Genomic DNA, 21,232 nt, shown 5'->3' on the forward strand with positions numbered 1-21,232 from the left:
TAAATGTTTTGCCATGTTTAAACGATCGTTTAAGTTTGCTTAAACAATCGTTTAAACATAGTATGGTAAAAAAGAATTCGACATCGGATGTAAGTGACCGGATACTGGATGTAGCCCGTGACTTATTTATTAAGAATGGCTATACGGGAACCAGTGTTCGCGATATAGCAGCAGCTTCAGGCACTAATGTAGCCCACATCAATTATTATTTTGAGTCGAAGTATAATCTTTTCGAAATAATATTTGATGAGGCATTTGATATTCTCTTTAAACGTGTTTCCGCAACTTTGACATCGGATATGCCATTCTACGATATGGTAGAAGCATGGATAACTACCTATTATGAAATATTGTCCGAATATCCTCAGATACCTATTTTTATCTTGAATGAAGTCAACCAGAGTCCTGATACCCTGATCAAGAAACTGGTGGAACGTAATCCTTTGGCTATATTTACAAGATTGTCTGAAAGGATGGCTGAAGAAGTGAAAAAGGGAACGATAAAGGATATTCCGGTGATAGACTTAGGATTAAATATCTTATCCCTATGTGTATTTCCGTTTATGTTCAAAGGATTGGCCATCAGGATTGCAGACCGTTCGGAAACTGAATATAATGAAATCCTGGCAGAACATAAGAAACGTGTGATTGATTTGATCTTTAGCGGGTTGAAACCATAAGTTTTTACTCGCTACATATATAATACCAGGGTAACCACTAATATTTAGCCCTCAATTAAGATTGTCGTATAGATTTATTATAATCGTTTTAATATGAAACCAAATACTATTTGTAGTATCGGGATCGATGTCGGTTCCACTACATTGAAAGTTGTTGTTTTGAATGACCGGAATGAAATCATTTACAAAGTTTACAGACGTCATAAGGCTGATTTTAATACCTTATTTGTTGAAGAACTGAATACTGTCACTTCCCGATTCCCTGATTGCCGGTTTACGATAGCCATTACGGGATCGGCTGGCATGGGGATATCCGAACGAACAGGGATTCCTTTTGTTCAGGAAGTCGTTGCATCTATAGAAGTAGTAGATAAAGAATATCCGGACACACATACGCTGATAGATCTGGGTGGTGAAGATGCCAAAATGGTATTCTTTAAAGATGGAAGACAGCCGGATATCCGTATGAACGGAAGCTGTGCCGGTGGAACGGGAGCTTTTATCGACCAGATGGCCGACCTGATGAATATTCCTGTCGAAGAACTGGGGCGTCAGGCACTGAAGTATGAAAAGTTATACCCGGTAGCTTCCCGTTGTGGTGTATTTGCGAAAACGGATGTACAAAACCTTATCTCTCGCAACGTGCCGGTTCCCGATATATCCATGTCGATCTTGCGGACTGTCGCCGTGCAAAGTGTGACTACGCTTGCTCGGGGATGTGATATACAACCGAAGATACTTTGTATAGGCGGTCCGCTGACGTTTATCCCTGCATTAAGAGACTCTTTTGTCGAACTACTGAACCTGGATGAAGCAGATCTGATCGTCCCGGCAAACAGTGAGTATTTTCCGGCATGGGGAACAGCCCTTTATAACCGGGAGGGAGAGACAATCGAAGACATATCCTTGCTGATACAAAAGTTGGGAATAAAGGATCATAAACGGAAAGATGTATTGCCTGCTTTATTCGCGAATGAAGAGGAATATCAGTCCTGGAAAGAGAACCGGAAGATAAAACCTTTAAAGCGGGCAGAACTCGGTTCGAAGAAAAATATCGAATGCTTTCTGGGTATTGACTCCGGTTCCACGACGACCAAGATACTAATTATGGATACGGACGGTGATATCGTTTATACGTTCTATGGCACCAACCAGGGAAATTCCCTGAGGAAGGTGATCGAGGGACTGAACGGATTTTATCAGGAAGCCAAAAACAAAGGAGTTACATTCCGTTTTATCTCATCTGCGGCGACAGGTTACGGGGAAGACCTGATCAAGTCGGCATTAAATCTCGATTACGGGATCGTGGAAACGATGGCGCATTTATCCGGTGCACAATATGTAGACCCGGAAGTCTCCTTCGTACTGGATATCGGCGGACAGGATATGAAATCCATATTCACCCGCAACGGAGTCATATCGAATATCGAACTGAATGAAGCATGTTCATCCGGTTGCGGCTCTTTCCTTCAGAACTTTGCGGCAACCATGAATATGGGGCTTTCCGAGTTCACGAAAGCAGCCTGCCTGGCAGAATATCCTAGTGACCTGGGATCACGCTGTACTGTTTTTATGAATTCGAAGGTGAAACAGTCATTGCGTGAAAATGCGGCATTAGGTGATATTGCAGCCGGTTTGGCTTATTCGGTCATCAAGAACTGTCTGTTCAAGGTGCTGAAAATCACGAACCTCAACCTTTTGGGAGAACATATCGTGGTGCAGGGCGGAACGTTCCGCAACGATGCTGTTTACCGTGCACTCGAACTCCTGTCTGGCAAATCGGTCAGTACCACCGACTATCCCGAATTGATGGGAGCGTTAGGAGCTGCTTTATATGCCCGGAAGATGTGGCAGGCTGATAAGAAGCAGACGCTGTTTACCGGAGAGGAAGTATTGCCGGATGTAAATACGGTGGATACAAAAGAATTGCAATGTAAAGGATGTACGAACAAATGTTCGATCCTTCGTTTCCGGTTTGATAACGGGAATATTTGTTATGCAGGAAATAAATGCGAGAAAGTGTTTTTTAGCAAAACCACGGCTGCGGAGAAAGGCTATAACGCTTTTGACAGAAAGAATGAGATCCTTTTTGCCCGTAGTAGCGAAAAGCAGACGTCTGTATCCGGTTTACGGATCGGTATTCCGCGGGTGCTGAATATGTTTGAGAATTATCCTTTCTGGCATACCTTGCTTACCGAATGTGATTTGGAAGTGGTATTGTCTCCCGAGTCTACAACGGCTCTTTACCAGAAAGGAGTCGGAAGTGTGATGTCTGACAACATCTGTTTTCCGGCCAAGTTGGTGCACGGGCATATCCTGGCATTGGCAGAGCAAAAGGTCGACCGTATTTTCTATCCGATGATCGTGAAGGAAGAAAAAGAGTTCGATTCGTCGGTCAATTCATACAATTGCCCGGTCGTGAGCGGTTATCCGGATGTGATCCGGAGTTCTATGGAACCGGAGGAAAAGTTCGGTATTCCGTTCGACAAACCTGTCGTTACTTTTAGTAATGACAAAGCACTGGAGAAAGCCTGTTTTACTTATCTCTCTTCTTTGGGCGTATCGGAGGTTGTTTTTAGAAAAGCCTTTGTGAAAGCGCTGAAAGAGCGCAATGAGACGAAAGATGCTTTGCGGGATAAACAAAAAGCTTTGTTCGACCAGGCGGTCAGAGAGAATAAGTTGGTATTCGTGGTAGTGGGCAGACCTTATCATACAGACCCGCTGATCCATCAGAAGGTAGGGCAAATCCTTTCGGATATGGGAGTATATGTGTTCACCGACGATATTTTCCGTCATAAGGAAAGTAAAGGGTTCGGTAAACTGAATATAGTCTCGCAATGGTCTTACCCTAACCGGGTCGTACAAGCTGCCATGGAAGTCGCCAAACTTCCTCAGAACGTGCAATTGGTGCAACTGAACTCTTTTGGCTGTGGTCCCGACTCTTTCTTTATGGATGAAACCGGGGAAATATTGAAGCAAGCAGGCAAGAACCATACGATCTTACGTATCGACGAAATAGCCAGTCCGGGTTCTGTCCGGTTGCGTATGCGTTCCCTGATCGAGTCTTTGAAGGTGATAATACCTGATCCGGTAACAGGAACGAAGACATTCCAGGGCTATGACGTTGCCTATAAGAAAGAGGACAGGCAAAAGACGATACTCGCTCCCTGGTTTGCCGATTTTATCTCGCCTTTCATTCCGGCTCTCGGAGAACTGGCAGGTTATAAGATCGTCAATTTGCCTAAGACCAATACGGTCTCAGCGGAGGCCGGACTTGTCTACGGGCATAATGAAGTCTGCTATCCTTCCACATTGATTTTGGGAGATATTATCACGGCATTGCAATCGGGTGAATATGACCTGGATGATGTTGTGGTTGCCATTACGCAAACAGGCGGTCAGTGCCGGGCTACGAACTATCTGGCACAGATCAAATCAGGTTTGATGAACGCGGGATTTTCCAATATTCCGGTGTTGGTGTTTGCTGCCGGAGAGGTTTTCCAGAATGATCAGAAGGCGTTTAAACTGCCGGTTCTTAAATTGATGGATATTGTCGTTTATATGCTTCTTTATGCGGATGCATTGCAGCAGATGTATAGCAGTACGATCATCCGGGAAAAGAAGAAAGGGGAGACGCAGCATCTGTTTGATTTCTATATTGAGAGGGGAGTGGAGGCAATCCGCAGGAACGATCATAAAGCGTTGCTTTCCTTGTTGGAACAGGCTGTGGCCGACTTTAACGGAGTTGACATCTACGACCGTGAGTTTACGAAGATCGGCTTGGTAGGGGAGATCTATGTGAAATACAATAATTACGGACAGGCTCATATCACCGAATGGCTTCGTTCCCGGAATATGGAAGTGGTCACGCCTCCTATCATCGATTTCGTGATGCAGTATTTCGTAAATTCCCAGGCCAACGTAAAGAATGGTTTGCAGAAGGATAATCTCTTTAAGCATTGCCTGAGTCCTATATTCTGGAAATATATGAATGACAAGATCAGGAAGGTGGAAGGAATCGTGAAGAGTTATCGTTTTCATGTGCCGTCCAAATCAATATATGTAAAGGCAAAATATGCTTCGGAGATATTGGATTTGTCCAATCAGTTCGGTGAAGGTTGGTTGATAGCCGGAGAGGTGGCCAGCTATGCCCGTCAGGGGATAAAGAGGGTTGTCTGTATTCAGCCGTTCGGTTGCATTGCCAATCATATTGTAGCGAAAGGTATCGAGAAACGGTTGAGGAAGTTCTATCCGGAGATGAACCTGCTGTATCTGGATGTTGATGGCGGCATGGCGGAGGTGAATTTACAGAACAGGTTACATTTCCTGATTAATGATTGAGGGCGATATAAGTAATACAGAATTATAAAATTTCAGATATGGAACCTGTTTTTCATGTTATAGACAAAACAAGTTGGGAAAGGAGCGTTCATTTTGATTATTACTATTCACAAATAAAGTGCAAGTATAATCTAAATGCCAATCTTGATATTACCAATCTTGTAACAAAGCAAAAGGGAAAGAATATAAAATTCTTTCCCACAATGTTATACGTTATTATGAGGGCTGTCAATCAGAACAAAGAATTTCGTATGAGCTTTAACGAAAAAGGAGAATTAGGTTATTGGGACGAGGTTGTTCCATGTTATACTATTTTCCATGATGCGGATAAAACATTTACAGATATATGGAGTGAATACAATGCTGACTTTGACGTATTCTATAAGACCGTTTCAGAGGATATGCAGAAGTATAAGGATATAACAGGAGTGATAAAGGCCCGTCCCGGACAACCGAAGAATTTTTGTTCGGTATCTTGTTTGCCCTGGCTAAGTTTCACAAGTTTTGCGCAGGACACATATACGGAAAGTTCTTTCTTGTTTCCTCTCATTAAATTCGGGAAATATTTTGAAGAGAATGGGAAAATCCTGCTTCCCGTTTCCGTCTTTGTGAGCCATGCGGTGGCCGACGGATATCACACTTGCAAACTTATAAATGATATTCAGGAGATAGCACGGAGTTTTTGATCAAAAGAGTGATTACTTGAATAATTATAAAGACCTGAATAAAGACTGATATTTAATTTGCATTCGTTCAAATGGTTATGGTTTTGTGTAGATGCTTTTCTACTCGATTTATCTTCAGACTTTCAAAATAAGGGCGACTGGGAAATAGTCAAAGATTTTCATTCGCTTTTATTTTTGTTCCTCCAAAAACTTCAGACATATTTATTCTGCCGAGCGTATCGTCTATTTGTTTCACTTCTTCCGCTGTCAGTATAATATCGGATGCACCGGCATTCTCTTGTAAACGGCTCAGTTGGCGTGTTCCGGGTATAGGAGCGATCCAGGGTTTCTTGCAAAGCATCCAGGCAAGTGATATCTGGGCCGGTGTAGCGCTTTTTGTTTCAGCAAGATTTCTTATCATGTCTAACAGTTGTTGATTGGCTGCAAAACTTTCGGGTCTGAATTGTGGCATGGAACTGCGATAATCCGTACCCGGTTCAAACCTGGAATCCTGATTGTATCTGTCGGAAAGCAGTCCGTTGGCAAGTGGTGAGAAAGGAACGAATCCGATGCCAAGCTCTTCCAAAACCGGAAACAGGGCTTCATAATGACGTGCCATCATCGAATAACGGTTTTCCACAGCTGTTAGCGGACAGACGCTATGCGCACGCCTGATGACATTTTCTGTTGCTTCGGAAATACCCCAATGGATGATTTTGCCTTCATTGATCAAGTCCTGCATGGTACCTGCCACTTCTTCCGGAGCGATGCCAGGGTCAATACGGTGCTGGTAATAGAGGTCGATACGATCAGTTTGTAAGCGGCGGAGGGAACCTTCTACTGATTTTCGGATTGTTTCAGGGCGTGAGTCTGTAATAAGCGGGTAGGGGACTTTGCCGCTTTCCGTGTCGAAACGGATACCGAATTTAGTGGCAATTACTATTTTATTCCGGAAAGATTTTAAAGCGTCTCCTAATAACTCTTCATTATCGTGCGGATTATCCGGTGTCCCGTATGACTCGGCGGTATCGAAAAAGGTATATCCTAAGTCTATTGCCTGAGCCAATAGCTCTGTCATCTCTTTCCTATCGGGAACTGTTCCATAAGCATGACTCATTCCCATGCAACCTAAACCGATGGCGGATACTTTCAATCCGCTGCTTCCTAATTCTCTGTACTTCATGATTCTGTTTCCTTTGTTATTTATGAACTCTTATTTATATATAACAAAGGTAAAGCTAAACTTAGCGTATGTAAATACACAGATTACGGATTAGTAAACCAATATTACAGTTTAACTCATTTGCCGGTAATCGGTGGGGGCCATTCCTGTCATTTTCTTAAATAACCGGCTGAAGTGATGCGGATATTTGAATCCCATTTCATACGCTATTTCATTAATCGTTTTCTCCGGATCGTGTAGCTTTGCTTTTGCCAGGTTAATCACGGTCGACTGTATGTGTTCCTGTGCAGACTTTCCGGTTTCTTTTTTGATCAGATCTCCGAAATAGTTGGCGGAGAGATGTAAATTATCAGCACAATATTGTACGGATGGCAACCCGATTGTTTCCGGCTTATCCGATTCAAAATAGTCATTCAGTAACATTTCAAAACGGGTCAGTATATCATGGTTTACCTTTTCACGGGTGACAAACTGGCGATCATAAAAACGCATCGAGTAATTGAGTAAAACTTCGATACTGGCTGTGATGATGGATTTACTGTGTTTGTCGATGGAGCGTTCCAGTTCCTCTTGTATTTCGTTCAGGCAGTTCAGGAATGTTTGTCGTTCACGTTCCGATATATGGAGCGACTCATTTGCTTCATAAGAGAAAAATGTATATTCACGCATTTTCTGTCCGAGAGATGTTTTCCATAATAAGTCCGGGTGAAATAACAATGCCCAGCCTTTCATCTGGTAAGTTTCCCCGGTATCCTCGTTCCCGACAATCTGGCCCGGGGAGAGAAAGACCAGGGTTCCCTCCTGATAATCATAGTAATTCTTACCGTAGCGCACATCCCCGCATTTGACATCTTTCAATACAACGGCATAAAAGCCGTATCGTTTGCGGGCATGTCTCAGTGGTTTCACTTTCGAGAAATCGATAACGCTGATCAGCGGGTGCAACGTTTCGTATCCGATAAAGGAGTGATAGTCGTGAATCGTTTCCAGTTCTAAAATCTTATCCATTGTCTTCGTTTTTATCTGTCACAAAAATAACAGTTTTCCGGTACGTAGATACTGGTGAAATCTTAAATATGTAATATTGGTATAAGAAACAGTGATTTGTGTTTACTGTCTGTGTGTCAGTAATTAAAAAAGTGATATTGGTAGATGAACCTGTAATCTGTGTATGGTCGTGGAGGAATAATGGGCGTATGTTTGTAGCATGAAAAAAGTTCTTTTTAAGTATAAATTATAACTTGATATACTAATGAATAAGACATTGACAGATTCAAAATTCAGATTGTGGTTGTTGTGGGGCTTTGCCGTATTGCTCTACTTCTTTGCAAACCTGCAAAAAGTGGTTATACCGGGGGCGACCTTTAATGAGATCCAACAGCATTTTTCTACTGCAGCAAGTAGTGTAACGGGGTTAGGTGCTATATTTATGTATACGTATGCTTTCAGCCAGCTGTTTGTCGGTTTGTTTGTCGATCGCTTCAGCGGGGTGCGTGTGATGGCGTGGGGCGGATTACTTTTGGTCGTAGGCAGTATCCTTTCGGCATTAGCTCCTTCGTTGTGGATGCTCTATGCTGCACGTATCATGGTAGGAATGGGGTCTGCCAGTGTCTATCTGAGTATAACCAAAGAGACGAACCGTATCTTTCCCGGTAATTTTGCTTTGATGCTTGGTTTTGTGATGGTACTTGGTTATTTGGGTGGTGTGGCAGGAAATGCTCCTTTTATAGCAGGTGTACAAGCGTGGGGATGGCAATCGACGTTGATCCTGGCCGGGATCGTTTCGGGTGTGGCTTATGCCGGATTTCTTTTGACGAAGGTTTCTCTTCCGATGCCTGTTGTTGCCCAGAGTGCCCGCTTCGACTTTCGTCGTTTTCTGGATGTGTTGAAAAAGCAACATAATATATATGTGATTGTCTGTGGTTCATTTACGTTCGGGCTCTATTTTGTGGTGCAAAGTATGATTGGGAAGAAGTTTCTGGAAGACTATTCGGGGATGAGTGCAGAAGGGGCAGGATGGGTACTGACTGTTCTTATGATAATAGGTGCGGCCAATAGTCTGTTGGCTCCGGGGTTGAATCGTTTGTTGGGCGATCGTCGACGGATATTCATGCTTTTTTCCGGAATCGGTACGGCGCTGTCTTTTCTATTGCTTGTTTTGGCTATCGCTTTTGGAATACATAGTCCATGGCTTACCGGTGGAAGTTTCGTGCTGATGGCATTTGCTGCTAATATATCTCCAATAATAGTTGCGCTTATCAAAGAAACGAATTATTCGGATATCTGGGGTGTGGCACTGAGTTTATACACTTTTATTGCATATATGGTGATTGCAGCTTTAGGTAATGTTGTCGGTTTCCTGATGGACAGGTTTGAGCCGGAACATATCGACGGCGTGCAGATATATGGCCGCGATTCTTATTTGCTTTCGTTCGGTGTATTGCTGGTTATCTCATTGTTTGCTGTATATAGTGCATTCCGGATACGGGAAACATATGGTAAAGATATTTGAGTGCTCAGTTCTGCATCCGATATTCATTGGGAGTTATTCCAACTACCCGTTTAAACATGCGGCTGAGATGTTGAGGATACTGAAAGCCGAGGTCGTAGGCTATTTCGCTCATCGTTTTGTCGGATGAGAGTAGTTTTTCCTTTGCCACTCCTATTACTCGGTCCTGTATATACTCAGAGGCGGTACGTCCTGTTTGTTTACGTATCATATCGCCAAAATAGTTGGGGGAAAGGAAGACTTTGTCGGCGAAATATTTCACGGATGGCAATCCCTCTTTTTGCGGTGCGTCTCCCTCGAAGTAATCATTCAGTAACTGTTCGAAGCGGACGATGATGTCATTATTTACCTCACCCCGTGTTTGGAACTGACGTTCATAGTAACGCATACAGTAGTCGAGTAATAATCCGATATTGGCACAGATCAGCCGACGACTGTGTTTATCGATGGCATGTTTCAGTTCGTTTGAAATATTCTGTAAGCAGTCCATGACAGTTTGCCGCTCTTCTTCGGAAAGATGGAGTGCCTCGTTGGTCTCGTAAGAGAAGAAAGAGTAGTTACTGATTTCCTGACCGAGGGCGGTTCCATGTATCAGGTCAGGATGAAAGAGAATACCGTGTGCATGAGGCTGTATGTTCGGTAGCATTTCCAGGTCAGTAACCTGTCCCGGAGCGAAGCAGACGATAGTTCCATCCTGATAGTCATAATATTGACGACCATATTTGATGTTACCGCATTTGACATCTTTCAGGAATAGTGCATACACCCCATATCGGAACCAGGCTCTTTCAGGCCATTGTGTGGACTGGGTCAAATCGACGACACTCACCAAAGGATGCTGGGTTTCAAGTCCGAAGATTTTGTTGTAACGATCTACGCTGTCTAGTTCGATAATTTCATCTTTATTGATCTCTTCCATATCGCTTTATGTTTTTATACATTACAAATGTAGTTCTTTTCTTCATACGATTTCTATCGTTGTTTCAGAATCCATGATTAGGGTACAATTATCAGTAAAATGTATAAAGTCCCGGTGTTTCTGAGACTCTATTTTTGTATCAGAATAATTAAAACAAAGATAATCTGATAAATAGTAGTAATATGAAAAAGTTTTTATTAATTCCATTGATGCTATTGACCGTTATGTCGATGGCTGCCTGCGGGGGATCGGACGATGATCCGGTGATGCCTGAAACACCTGAACAACCTGAAACTCCTACAACATCTATGAAACTAAATATTACAGTCGGGAGCCGGACGATTACGGCTACGATGGAAGACAATGCTGCTGCACGGGATTTCCTCTCGCGTTTACCTTTGGAGGTGACTCTGAATGATTATAACAATATTACTGAAAAGATTTTTTATCCGTCGCCTGCGCTGACGACGGTTGGTGTGACACGGGGCTGCTCACCCGTACTCGGTGATATTACAATTTATGTACCATGGGGCAATGTCGCTATTTTCTGTAAAAACTGGTCGCGAAGCAACGATCTGATTAAGATCGGTCGTATCGACGGTGATGGTATCGGGGTTTTGAATGTGGCGGGTGATATAGCGGTAAAATTTGAAAGACAATAAAACCAGTGAAGTTTGGTTTAATATAAGAAACAAAATAAATAAAGCAAATGAAGAAGTTACTAATCATTTTATTACTAACAGCTGTGATTATTCCGGTGATCGCACAAGAAACTGAAAATATGGTACGTCTGTCGAAAATTACAGTCGATCCGGAACGGTTGGCTGAATATAATGCTTATCTGAAAGAAGAGATAGAAGCCTCCATGCGGTTGGAACCGGGTGTACTGCTACTTTATGCAATGGCTGAAAAGGATCATCCGAATGAGGTGACTATACTTGAAATCTATGCGGATGAAACTGCCTATAAAAGCCACATCGAAACTCCTCATTTCCAGAAATACAAACAGGGAACGCTCGATATGGTAAAACATCTGGAACTGATCGATACTACTCCGTTGATTCCCGGGTTAAAGATGAAATCTCCTTCAACAGCCGTGAATACGGTTCGACCGAGGCCTTTCTGATCAGGACTCCTTTTTCTCCATGAAGTTCCCCTGAAGCCGGTAGGCAAAGACTAAGACAAGGGAGAGGAGGAAAAGTGCCTTCAATACCTTTGCCGTAATCCCAGGTTTCATCCGGTTCGGCTTGATGAACCAGCGTGCAAGGTTGTTCTGAAGACTGGAGTAGTTGAATGATATGATAACCTGTCAGTATATCGAATCCGCGGTCATTCTCTATGGAAAAGCCCGCTTCGTCTTCCCATCCCTCTTCGGTTACGTCCAGTATGATGCCGAGGGCGAGGTGAACTTTGTCTTTGTGCAACACATTCATCACTTCGACGGCGCCACCCGAATGGATTTCTTCATCCCCGGTAAATGCTATAACTACATCGTTATTCAGTTCATCACGCAGCATCAGGTCGATGATTACGGCATTAGTCGCACTGTTGTCGAAAGTCCCTTTCCAACAATCACCGGCCTCTTCCATAAAGCAATTCTGATAGACACAATCGATATGAGAAGATATAAGTGTGTTCCATTCGGCCGGATCTGTTTGCCGGGCATAGATAAGTGAAAGAGGTCCTTCGTGAATTAACCGGTAATTACTTGATTCCAGCAGTCTTTTTATTTCATCTACCCGGTTGCAGATCGTAAATTTATTCCCATCATCTTTGCTGTCGATGGTGAGACGTTGGAGCAGGGTGGGATATGATAGAGAGTTATGTTGCATGAATATTATGGAATGTTTTTCGAATACAAAAGTAGGAAGTTTTTTTAAGAGTAGGATATGATTATCGTGTAATCGCTATCTTTGTAAAATCTATTAATCAACAGAAAGAGATTATGCTTGCATATACATATATTGAACATGGTAAATTCGAACTGCGCGAGAAGGCGGAACCGGAAATAAAAGATTCACGTGATGCTATCGTGCGTGTGACGCTGGGTAGTATCTGTACGAGTGACCTGCATATTAAACATGGTAGTGTACCACGTGCCGTACCCGGAATAACGGTGGGGCATGAGATGGTCGGTATTGTGGAGCAGGTAGGTCCTGATGTTATTTCCGTCAAACCGGGGGATAGGGTAACCGTAAATGTAGAGACATTCTGTGGGGAATGCTTCTTTTGCAAACATGGGTATGTCAATAACTGCACGGACCCTAATGGCGGTTGGGCTTTAGGATGTCGTATAGACGGCGGTCAGGCAGAATATGTCAGGGTTCCTTATGCCGACAGTGGATTAAACCGTATTCCGGAGACGGTTAGCGACGAGCAAGCTCTATTTGTTGGTGATGTGTTGGCCACAGGTTTTTGGGCAGCCCGCATTTCGGAGATTTCCAATGATGATACAGTGCTTATCATTGGTGCCGGTCCTACCGGTATCTGTACATTGCTTTGTGTGATGCTGAAGAAGCCACGACGTATCATTGTCTGTGAAAAGTCCCCTGAAAGAATCCGGTTTGTCCGTGAACATTACCCTGATGTGCTGGTGACGGAACCCGAAAACTGCAAGGATTTCGTACTTCGTAACAGCGATCACGGCGGTGCAGATGTAGTCCTGGAGGTAGCGGGTAGCGAAGATACTTTCCGTTTGGCGTGGGATTGTGCCCGACCCAATGCGATTGTGACCGTTGTTGCCCTCTATGATAAACCCCAGCTTCTTCCTTTACCAGATATGTATGGAAAGAATCTGACCTTTAAAACAGGGGGCGTGGACGGTTGCGACTGTGCCGAGATTCTCGAATTGATCGAGCAGGGTAAGATAGACACCACTCCGCTTATTACTCACAAATTTCCGTTAAACGAGATTGAAGAGGCTTATCGTGTCTTTGAAAATCGTTTGGATGGGGTTGTGAAGGTGGCTATTTCGGTTTAGTGATACAATAAAAAGTTTTCAAGATAAATCCTTCATTCCTTCATCTTATTGTATTAACTATTTGATTATGCTGTTTTTATATATGAAGGATGTTTGTCAGGATGAAGGAATGTCTTTTGAATTGTCGTTTTTTCATTCACTAATGATGATTCCGAAACGATAAAAAGAGGGAGTATCCACCGAAAGGTTATTTGTATGCTAATGTTATTTTAGTGCTAGGATTACTGGGGCTTAGCTTGGTTGTCCTTTCTTTTTCCCTATCTGTTATCTGTCGAACGCTTGTTTGTCAGTTGTCAAACGCTTGTTCGATAGTTGTATTATAAGCGTTTGACAATTGACAAACAATAAAAAGATAGTAACTCTCATAATAATAAGTAATTATAGATACCCTTACTGCTTATTATTTTAACCTTACTCCCTACCTGGCATATAAAGTTATCAGGTAGGAATTTTAGGTAGGAATATGAAGATTTCAGCCCCCAATAAATCTGTTTCCTTCATGTTGTCAAAATTCCTTCATGTACAAAATATCAATAACCAGCTTGTTAGATCAAGGATGAAGGAATGAAGGATTTATTTTAGGAAATTTTTGTTGAGATATTTTTGAAGATGTGATGCTCCGTTTTATATTTCTATGTTCCGGATGAACTTTGCCGGAACACCGCCAACTACCGTGTTTGCAGCCACATCTTTTGTTACGACTGCTCCTGCTGCAACGATGGCATTGTCGCCAATGGTTACGCCTTGTAAAATAGTGGCATTCGAACCGATCCAGACATTTTTGCCAAGTACAATGGGAGCAGGATAGGTTGTTTTACGGTCTTCCGGTGTAAGGCCGTGATTGAGGGTAGCGAACACAACGTTGTGTCCGATTTGACAATCATCACCGATCGTAACACCGCCGTGATCCTGAAAGTGACAGCAGGCATTGATAAAAACATTTTTACCAACTTGTATATTCTTTCCAAAATCAGTATAGAATGGAGGAAATACACGCAGTGTCGGATCGACTTCGTATCCGAACAATCGCGAAAGTAATGCCCGAACCTCGTCGGAGGTATGATAGGAACCGTTCAGTTCGAAGGTGATACGCCGTGCCTCATTGCTCATCTCATCCATGAAACGATGGATTTCCGGTGTATTGAGTGGCCCCCGTGTCCGGATAACTTGTAAAAAATCCTTGAGTATCATAAGCTTAATTTTTAGATGTATATTTTCATAATGCAAAATTACAAGAAATATACATCCTGTTCTATACCCAAATCAGGGGAAAGATTACCCTTTTTACGGTTTTATACGGACATTTGGCACACCCTTAAGATCTTTTTTAATGATTGGTTCCTTCAAACAGATCCCGGTTATCCCGTGAGTTTTGTGAACCTCTCTTGAAGTTATTGAATGTATAACTGATAGACAAGGTTATAACCGGATAATCCGGTCGTATGCGTGTAATGGATTGTAGGTCTGCTGTTGTAATATCGCTTCTGTAACGGGCTGAGTTGAATATATCCCGGAAAGAAAGTGTCGATTGCAGGTTGGGATTGAACAGTTGCTGACGGATTGCCAGGTTGACAAACCAGAAAGCATCCGACCGTCCCTGCGTCGTAACCGACGGACCTACGAAGTTACCGTCCAACTGGATGCGAGTGTTCTTAAATACACGGAACATATTATTTAATGTAATATCATAATTCGTACTGGTCTCTTTCTTTCCACCCGATTGAATATCGTTCACTATCTTATAGTAGTAAACGTTTCCGTTTACATTCAGGTTCCACCATTTGTTAATCGTTAGCTGTCCGTTTAATTCGATACCCAGAGCATGGTCGTTTCCGACATTTGCCATAGAGTCGAGGGTCACTCCGGCTTGATACGGGACACGCAAGCGTTCGATCTTATCTTTTCGCGACCTGTAAAACAAGCTGGATTGTAATAACTGTTCTCCGAAGTTCTTTTTGTAATTCAGTTCAAAGGAATGTATATATTCAGGACGGATGTCTGGATTTCCGATCTCGGCTGTATAGTAATCGCGATACGTGATATATGGCTCCATGTAAAAGAGTTCCGGACGGTTGGTTCGGTACGAATAGGCAAATGTCAGTTTCTGTTCATGGGGAAGTGTATATCCGATATGTACGGAAGGAAAAACTTCGAAACGGTTTACTTTCCGATTTGCACCTTCTATGGAGCTGCGTAATACCTGGTGCGTATGTTCGCCCCGGACGCCGACCTGTGCATCGAATGCCTTATAACTATCGCTGCCTATCAGATAAACCGAATGGATACCACGTTGAAAATAGAATGTGTTGTAAATATCTTCGCGCCAGTAGAACTCCTTTTTCTCCGGGTTCCAGAACTGCATACTGTAATCGCCGTCTTCCAGGTAAGAATGATACTGATAGCCGCTCTCCAAATGACCGGTCTTGCTGTAAGGATATTTATAGTCGACATTACCGCGTACCGTCCAACGTATTTCATCCTCCCAGGCACGATGTCCCTGTTGACGTTGGTCACTTTTATCAAACAGGTCGCTTTGGAAATACTCCATAGGATTTCCTTCATATCCTAACATGAAACTGCCGGAAAGTGCATGTCCATCGTCATTGAACTTATGGGAAAATCCGGCTTTCCCGATATTGACAGTCGAGTGCAGATCGAATTCATCGCGGCTGTTGAAGTTGTACGGGGCGGATTCGCCGGTAGCATCTTTGCGGGTTTCCGTGTAGTCCAGGTTTCCGTCACGGGTGAATTTGTCGTAGACAACCTGCAACTCTGCGTTGACGGATGTTTTCGGAGAGAAAGAATAATCGATGCCTCCGCGCAATCCGTAATGGTAGTTCTTCCCTTTTCTGGGACCATGAGAGATGGATGTTGTTGTTACATCATCGACAATAGTTGTTTTTTGCTGATCGAAGTGGCTTTCCCGGATCGGTTGGTTCCAATGCCCGGCAAAATGCCATTGCAATTTATTCAATTGCTGGGAGATAAGGAAGTCGACTCCATTGGAAAGGGCTGTACTGCCATACATATTCGCCATACCGTTAATACCCTGGCGTTTATGCTTTTTAGTGACGATGTTGATCATGCCGACTTCACCATCCGTATCATAACGTGCCGATGGGGTAGTGATGATTTCCACATTTTCTATCTGTCCGGCCGGTATCTGTTGCAATGCCTGTGTACCAGAATAGAAGCTCGGCTTTCCATCGATATATACTTTAAAGCCGCTACTCCCTCTGAATGTTACGTCACCATTGACATCGACCCGTATGGAAGGAGTGTTTTCAAGAATATCGACAGCCGTACCGCCGCTTCCCATCAGGTTGTTGGAGGCATCGATGATCTTTTTATCCAGTTTATAGATGATCTGCCTTTTCGTACCTTCCACTACGACTTCGGATAATCCGACTTCCAGTGGTTGCAATTCGATAATACCCAGATCCAATACGGGCTGGGAGGGGCGAAGCGCAATCGTTTCACGGGTATAGACATCATATCCGATCAACCTGACCAATAATGAATATTCCCCGTCGTTAATATCCGTTATCCGGAAAGACCCGTCTGTCCCGGATAACGTACTGGAAACAGCTGCCGTTTCCCCTTTCTTTAATACTATGACATCCGCAAATTCGATCGGATTGCCTGTGCTTTTATCCCGGATCATCCCTTTTATCCGGGGAGAAACAGCCATAACGGAATGGAAGCTGAATACTAAAAGAATAAGAATTAAAGTACCTTTCATGATGATATGTTTATGATTGATGTCGCAAAACTAATCAAGTGATTTCTATACGGAGAAGAGATAATGGGAGATTTGATCGGTGTGTCATGGAGAGAGATATATTTGTCACTGTCAGACATAGCGGAGACAGGAAATAAGACTATATTTGTCTATGATTTCATTCTTCGATATCGCTATTGGGAAGAGAACTTTTTATTGTTTTCTTTTCTTATCGGCCCTTTTACTGATCGCTCCGTCGGTGAAGGGTTTCAACCTGCGGAAAATAAATAACGCGGAAAACCTTTCCAGTAGCAACATCTTTTCATTCTATCAGGACGAAAAAGGATTTATGTGGATAGGTACGAGCCGTGGGGTAGATATCTATGATGGAAAACGTATTATAAAGTACAGCCCCAGGGACGGCGAGAAATATTTTGCCGGTAGCCGGATTGAGAAGATAGAGCAGACCGGTGGGAAGGTCTGGCTTCAGACTTATCACGGATTATATAAGATTGACTTGAAAACATCTGTCACCCGGTCGTTCGATATGTTTAACCGGATAGCTTTTCTCGATAAAGACAGCCGGGGAAATATCTTCCTGATACAGGGTAACAATAGTATTTATTATACACTTAAGGATCAGGAACAATTTGAGCAAAAGTTCATTCCTGATCTGGCAGCAAACGATATAGCCGATTTCTTTATCGATGACTCCGATCGATTGTGGATATTCCGGAAGAACGGCGACAACATTTGTTTTTCCATTCAGATAGACGAGCAAGGTAATGCGAACCTTTTCCCTTTGCCCGGTTATAAGCATCCCGTCGGTATCGTCTATTGTGCGAACGAAGATAACATCTCGTATTTCGTGGATAACACATATACGTTGTATGAATTCGATACATCCAGTCGTAAAGCTTTTCCCGTATATCCTTTAAAGGATTATCTTGCCGGAAAAGACGACATCACATCCCTTCTGAAATTCCATGACGACTATTTCATCGGCTTTAAGACGAAAGGATTATCCTTGCTTAGGAAAGGTGAATATGGTTATCATTTCGATACATTGGAGATTACCGGTGGAATCAACTGTCTGCGTAAGGATAATTATCAGGATATGATTTGGGTAGGAACTTCTGGACACGGTGTATTTACCTGTTCGGAAGACCTGTATTCCATCCGGTCTGTTCACCTGAATGATCTTCCGTTAAAATTACGGCAACCTGTAAATGCTTTGTTCGTAGACAAAGAGAATACTTTATGGTTGGGTAGCCGGGGAGACGGCATTCTTCGTGTCTTTGATTTCCAACCGGATAAAAAGGTAGAAGATCACCGTATGGAATTGATCTCTACTTCAAATAGTGGGTTACGGGATAATACGATCCTTTCTTTTTCATCCAGTCGACAGGATAACCTCTGGATCGGTAGTGAACACGGACTCAGCTATTTTAACCGGAAAAAAAAACGTATCATTCCTGTTCCTGTGTTGTGTGGGAATAGAAATGTAGAATTTATATCCGATATATATGAACGAGATTCCCTATTGTGGATATCTACGCTTGGCATGGGGATTATACAGGCAACACTTGAATGGCGGAACAGCCATCCTGTGGTAACGGTTGTAAAACAATTCACTGTCCGTGAAGATGACGAGTTTACCAATCGTTTTCAATATATCTATCCGGAAAACGATTCTATTTTATGGTGCATGAATAAGGGAGAAGGCTTCTTCCGGCTGAATATCGCAACATCTACCTGGGAAAATGTCCGTTTTGATGGAAATACGATCAATGAAACCAATGTTATACAGAAAGATTATCACGGAAATTACCTGGTCGGAACCAATTACGGGTTGGTAAAATATGGCCCGGACGATTATAAATTATTGAATGAGATCAATAAATACCCAACCAACAGTATTTATAGTATTCTTCCTGATACCATTGCCGGTTATTGGTTAAGTACTAACCGGGGACTAATCTTGTATAATACAGATCAGGAATTGTTCCGCACTTACGATCATCATGACGGTCTTTCGATACTTGAATTTAATGAAGGTTCCTCTTTCAAAAACGAAAATGACGGGACGCTTTTCTTCGGGGGAACCAATGGCTTTGTTACTATCCGTCGCAATTATTATGATGAAGGGCAACACTATATGCCGCCAGTCTATTTCAGGACGATCACTATACGGGATAGGCAGTATCCTGTTGAGGAATTTATGTCGCAGAAAGGAAAAAAGACGATTCTGAAACTCTCGCATGACGAGAATTTCTTTACGCTCTCTTTCTCTGCGACCGACTATCTGAACGGTAATGGTTATTCCTATTATTATAAGTTGGATAGCGGTGAAAAGGAATGGATTTCCAACGGAAGTTCCGATATAATCACTTTCGCTGATCTTCATCCGGGGAATTATACATTGTATATAAAGTATTATAATAAAGTACTGGGAAAAGAAAGTTATATCTATAAACTAAATATCGAAGTTTTACCTCCGTGGTATGCTTCATCCTGGGCCCGATGCATTTATTTTTTACTATTATTGGTTGTGACAGGGCTTGTCACTCGGATATGGATTGTTTACAATAGAAAGAAAAAAGCGGATCGTCTGCAGAAGATGGAACAGAAACATAAAGAGGAAATATACGAGTCCAAGCTCCAGTTCTTCACAAATATATCCCATGAGTTCTGTACGCCGTTAACGCTTATCTATGGCCCTTGCAACCGTTTGATGGATCAGAAGAACTTGAGTGAACCCGCCCGGAAATACACTTCCATCATTAAGCAGAATGCCGAGAGGCTGAATTCGCTGATACAGGATCTGATCGAATTCAACCGGATCGAGTCGGGTTATAAGAAACCTGTGATAATACCTGTCGATATAACTGCTTTAGCCAATAAACTGGTGGATTCATTCACCGATATGGCGGAGTCGCATGCTGTAAGACTTGAAAAAGAGATATCCCTTTTTATTCAATGGAATTCCGACAAGGATTTTATTGTCACCATCCTTCTCAATCTTTTATCCAATGCATTCAAATACGCGGAAAACGAGAAGAAAGTAATTGTCAGGATCGGAACCGATTCCAATAATTTATATATCACCGTCTCCAATACCGGAAAGGGGATAGCAGCAAAAGATATTCCTACTCTGTTTGACAGATACCGCATTCTGCAGAACATTGAACAAAGTGACAATACTTCATTCTGGTCACGTAACGGGTTAGGTCTGGCAATCTCTTACAATATGGTACATTTGCTCGGCGGAACGATTGAAGTAGAGAGTATCCCGGATGAATGGACACATTTCAGGATCAAACTGCCTTACCTCGAAGCTTCTCTTGCCGGATCAAACGAAGAGACAGCTGTATTGTTGCCTGATTATAATCCGGAACGTACACCTGTCTGGCAAATCCCTGAAAGTCCTATCGACACATCGAAACCGACACTGCTTGTCGTGGATGATGAAATAGAAATCCGCTGGCTTATCTTCGATATATTCAGGGACGATTATAATGTATTGACAGCTGCAGGTCCCATTGAGGCCTCTGAAATATTAAAAGATATACACCCCGACCTTATCATTTGTGACGTGATTATGCCGGGAACAGATGGCCTGACTTTCTCGCGGCAGGTAAAAGAGGATGAAACAACTGCTCATATCCCTTTTATCCTGTTATCGGCTCGACAGGATATTGAAGGGCAGACTGCGGGGCTGAATGCCGGAGCAGAACTTTATATAACCAAGCCGTTTAATGTGGATTTCCTGAAATCTTCCGTACAACGCCTGTTGGAGAGAAAAGAAAGTCTCCGTGAATATTTCTCGTCTCCATTGAGTTCATACACGTTAGAGAATGGAAAGCTATCCCATAAAGAGCATAAGAAATTCGTCAATGATATATTGAAGATCATTAATAAAAACCTAAGGAACAAAGACCTGTCTGCGCAATTGATCGCTGAGAAAATGAACATAGGTCTTCGTACCTTTTACCGTAAGCTGGAAGAGATTGAAGAGATTACTCTAGCTGAACTGATCAATAGCTGTCGGTTACTGAAAGCTGCCGATTTGCTTATAAAAACAAAACTGACCATCGATGAAATAGTCTTTCAATCCGGCTTCACCAACCGCTCCACTTTTTATCGGGCATTCTCAAAGAAATATAATTGTACCCCGACGGAGTATAGAAAACAACAGTCGGGGACAATAAATTCTCAATAGATACCAAGACTT

The 21,232-nt window shown here is 42.7% G+C and carries 14 protein-coding genes; 8 read left to right on the forward strand and 6 right to left on the reverse strand.

Annotation, left to right across the window (positions count from 1 at the left end; translation table 11 throughout):
- Positions 1-62 precede the first annotated feature (62 nt).
- The 3 genes from IEY67_RS24755 to IEY67_RS24765 all read left to right on the forward strand — a co-directional run bounded on the left by IEY67_RS24755 (position 63) and on the right by IEY67_RS24765 (position 5,707).
- Positions 63-680: a TetR/AcrR family transcriptional regulator gene (locus IEY67_RS24755; RefSeq protein ID WP_122373343.1), complete on the forward strand. Its 618-nt coding sequence runs from the start codon at positions 63-65 to the stop codon at positions 678-680.
- A gap of 93 nt (positions 681-773) precedes the next feature.
- Positions 774-5,021: an acyl-CoA dehydratase activase-related protein gene (locus IEY67_RS24760; protein WP_183672523.1), complete on the forward strand. Its 4,248-nt coding sequence runs from the start codon at positions 774-776 to the stop codon at positions 5,019-5,021.
- 38 nt (positions 5,022-5,059) lie between these two features.
- Entirely contained in the window at positions 5,060-5,707 is a 648-nt protein-coding gene (locus tag IEY67_RS24765; protein ID WP_183672524.1) for a CatA-like O-acetyltransferase, read from the forward strand.
- Between the two features lie 148 nt (positions 5,708-5,855).
- On the opposite strand, the gene IEY67_RS24770 is transcribed toward IEY67_RS24765, so the two are convergent.
- On the reverse strand, positions 5,856-6,869 hold the full coding sequence (locus IEY67_RS24770) for an aldo/keto reductase (protein WP_183672525.1): 1,014 nt from the start codon (positions 6,867-6,869) through the stop codon (positions 5,856-5,858).
- A gap of 111 nt (positions 6,870-6,980) precedes the next feature.
- Positions 6,981-7,877 carry a helix-turn-helix domain-containing protein gene (locus IEY67_RS24775; RefSeq protein ID WP_183672526.1) on the reverse strand — a complete coding sequence of 299 codons (897 nt, stop codon included), beginning with the start codon at positions 7,875-7,877 and terminating at the stop codon, positions 6,981-6,983.
- Positions 7,878-8,121: 244 nt separating this feature from the next.
- Between IEY67_RS24775 and IEY67_RS24780 the strand changes: the two genes are divergently transcribed.
- A complete protein-coding gene (locus IEY67_RS24780) occupies positions 8,122-9,381 on the forward strand; it encodes an MFS transporter (protein ID WP_183672527.1) in 1,260 nt (419 codons plus the stop codon).
- 4 nt (positions 9,382-9,385) lie between these two features.
- On the opposite strand, the gene IEY67_RS24785 is transcribed toward IEY67_RS24780, so the two are convergent.
- Positions 9,386-10,297 carry a helix-turn-helix domain-containing protein gene (locus IEY67_RS24785; RefSeq protein ID WP_183672528.1) on the reverse strand — a complete coding sequence of 304 codons (912 nt, stop codon included), beginning with the start codon at positions 10,295-10,297 and terminating at the stop codon, positions 9,386-9,388.
- A 182-nt stretch (positions 10,298-10,479) separates the two neighbouring features.
- Here IEY67_RS24785 and IEY67_RS24790 point away from each other — a divergent pair, with 182 nt between their 5' ends.
- The gene (locus IEY67_RS24790) at positions 10,480-10,959 is read left to right on the forward strand and encodes a cyclophilin-like fold protein (protein ID WP_183672529.1); all 480 of its coding nucleotides are present in this window, start codon (positions 10,480-10,482) and stop codon (positions 10,957-10,959) included.
- Positions 10,960-11,006: 47 nt separating this feature from the next.
- Positions 11,007-11,423, forward strand: a complete 417-nt coding sequence (locus IEY67_RS24795; protein ID WP_122373335.1) for a putative quinol monooxygenase — start codon at positions 11,007-11,009, stop codon at positions 11,421-11,423.
- Here IEY67_RS24795 and IEY67_RS24800 read toward each other — a convergent pair.
- A complete protein-coding gene (locus IEY67_RS24800) occupies positions 11,347-12,129 on the reverse strand; it encodes a zinc-binding metallopeptidase family protein (protein WP_183672530.1) in 783 nt (260 codons plus the stop codon). The genes IEY67_RS24795 and IEY67_RS24800 overlap by 77 nt on opposite strands.
- 113 nt (positions 12,130-12,242) lie before the next feature.
- On the opposite strand from IEY67_RS24800, the gene IEY67_RS24805 reads away from it, so the two are divergent.
- Positions 12,243-13,277 (forward strand): alcohol dehydrogenase, encoded by a 1,035-nt coding sequence (locus IEY67_RS24805; RefSeq protein WP_183672531.1) that lies wholly within the window; start codon positions 12,243-12,245, stop codon positions 13,275-13,277.
- Positions 13,278-13,901: 624 nt separating this feature from the next.
- Here the strand turns inward: IEY67_RS24805 and IEY67_RS24810 are convergent.
- Positions 13,902-14,468, reverse strand: coding sequence for a sugar O-acetyltransferase (locus IEY67_RS24810; RefSeq protein ID WP_122373332.1), 567 nt, complete (start codon positions 14,466-14,468; stop codon positions 13,902-13,904).
- Between the two features lie 136 nt (positions 14,469-14,604).
- A complete protein-coding gene (locus IEY67_RS24815) occupies positions 14,605-17,019 on the reverse strand; it encodes a TonB-dependent receptor domain-containing protein (RefSeq protein WP_183672532.1) in 2,415 nt (804 codons plus the stop codon).
- 151 nt (positions 17,020-17,170) lie between these two features.
- Between IEY67_RS24815 and IEY67_RS24820 the strand changes: the two genes are divergently transcribed.
- Positions 17,171-21,220, forward strand: a complete 4,050-nt coding sequence (locus IEY67_RS24820) for a hybrid sensor histidine kinase/response regulator transcription factor (RefSeq protein WP_183672533.1) — start codon at positions 17,171-17,173, stop codon at positions 21,218-21,220.
- Positions 21,221-21,232: the final 12 nt, after the last annotated feature.

Origin of the sequence: Parabacteroides faecis (assembly GCF_014647375.1) — a bacterium.
GTDB classification, from domain to species: Bacteria; Bacteroidota; Bacteroidia; order Bacteroidales; family Tannerellaceae; genus Parabacteroides; species Parabacteroides faecis.

Bases quoted from the DNA above. Each gene is read 5' to 3' on its own strand.
- IEY67_RS24755 (WP_122373343.1), top strand. From the start codon at position 63: ATGGTAAAAAAGAATTCGACATCGGATGTAAGTGACCGGATACTGGAT.
- IEY67_RS24760 (WP_183672523.1), top strand. From the start codon at position 774: ATGAAACCAAATACTATTTGTAGTATCGGGATCGATGTCGGTTCCACT.
- IEY67_RS24765 (WP_183672524.1), top strand. From the start codon at position 5,060: ATGGAACCTGTTTTTCATGTTATAGACAAAACAAGTTGGGAAAGGAGC.
- IEY67_RS24770 (WP_183672525.1), bottom strand. From the start codon at position 6,869: ATGAAGTACAGAGAATTAGGAAGCAGCGGATTGAAAGTATCCGCCATC.
- IEY67_RS24775 (WP_183672526.1), bottom strand. From the start codon at position 7,877: ATGGATAAGATTTTAGAACTGGAAACGATTCACGACTATCACTCCTTT.
- IEY67_RS24780 (WP_183672527.1), top strand. From the start codon at position 8,122: ATGAATAAGACATTGACAGATTCAAAATTCAGATTGTGGTTGTTGTGG.
- IEY67_RS24785 (WP_183672528.1), bottom strand. From the start codon at position 10,297: ATGGAAGAGATCAATAAAGATGAAATTATCGAACTAGACAGCGTAGAT.
- IEY67_RS24790 (WP_183672529.1), top strand. From the start codon at position 10,480: ATGAAAAAGTTTTTATTAATTCCATTGATGCTATTGACCGTTATGTCG.
- IEY67_RS24795 (WP_122373335.1), top strand. From the start codon at position 11,007: ATGAAGAAGTTACTAATCATTTTATTACTAACAGCTGTGATTATTCCG.
- IEY67_RS24800 (WP_183672530.1), bottom strand. From the start codon at position 12,129: ATGCAACATAACTCTCTATCATATCCCACCCTGCTCCAACGTCTCACC.
- IEY67_RS24805 (WP_183672531.1), top strand. From the start codon at position 12,243: ATGCTTGCATATACATATATTGAACATGGTAAATTCGAACTGCGCGAG.
- IEY67_RS24810 (WP_122373332.1), bottom strand. From the start codon at position 14,468: ATGATACTCAAGGATTTTTTACAAGTTATCCGGACACGGGGGCCACTC.
- IEY67_RS24815 (WP_183672532.1), bottom strand. From the start codon at position 17,019: ATGAAAGGTACTTTAATTCTTATTCTTTTAGTATTCAGCTTCCATTCC.
- IEY67_RS24820 (WP_183672533.1), top strand. From the start codon at position 17,171: ATGATTTCATTCTTCGATATCGCTATTGGGAAGAGAACTTTTTATTGT.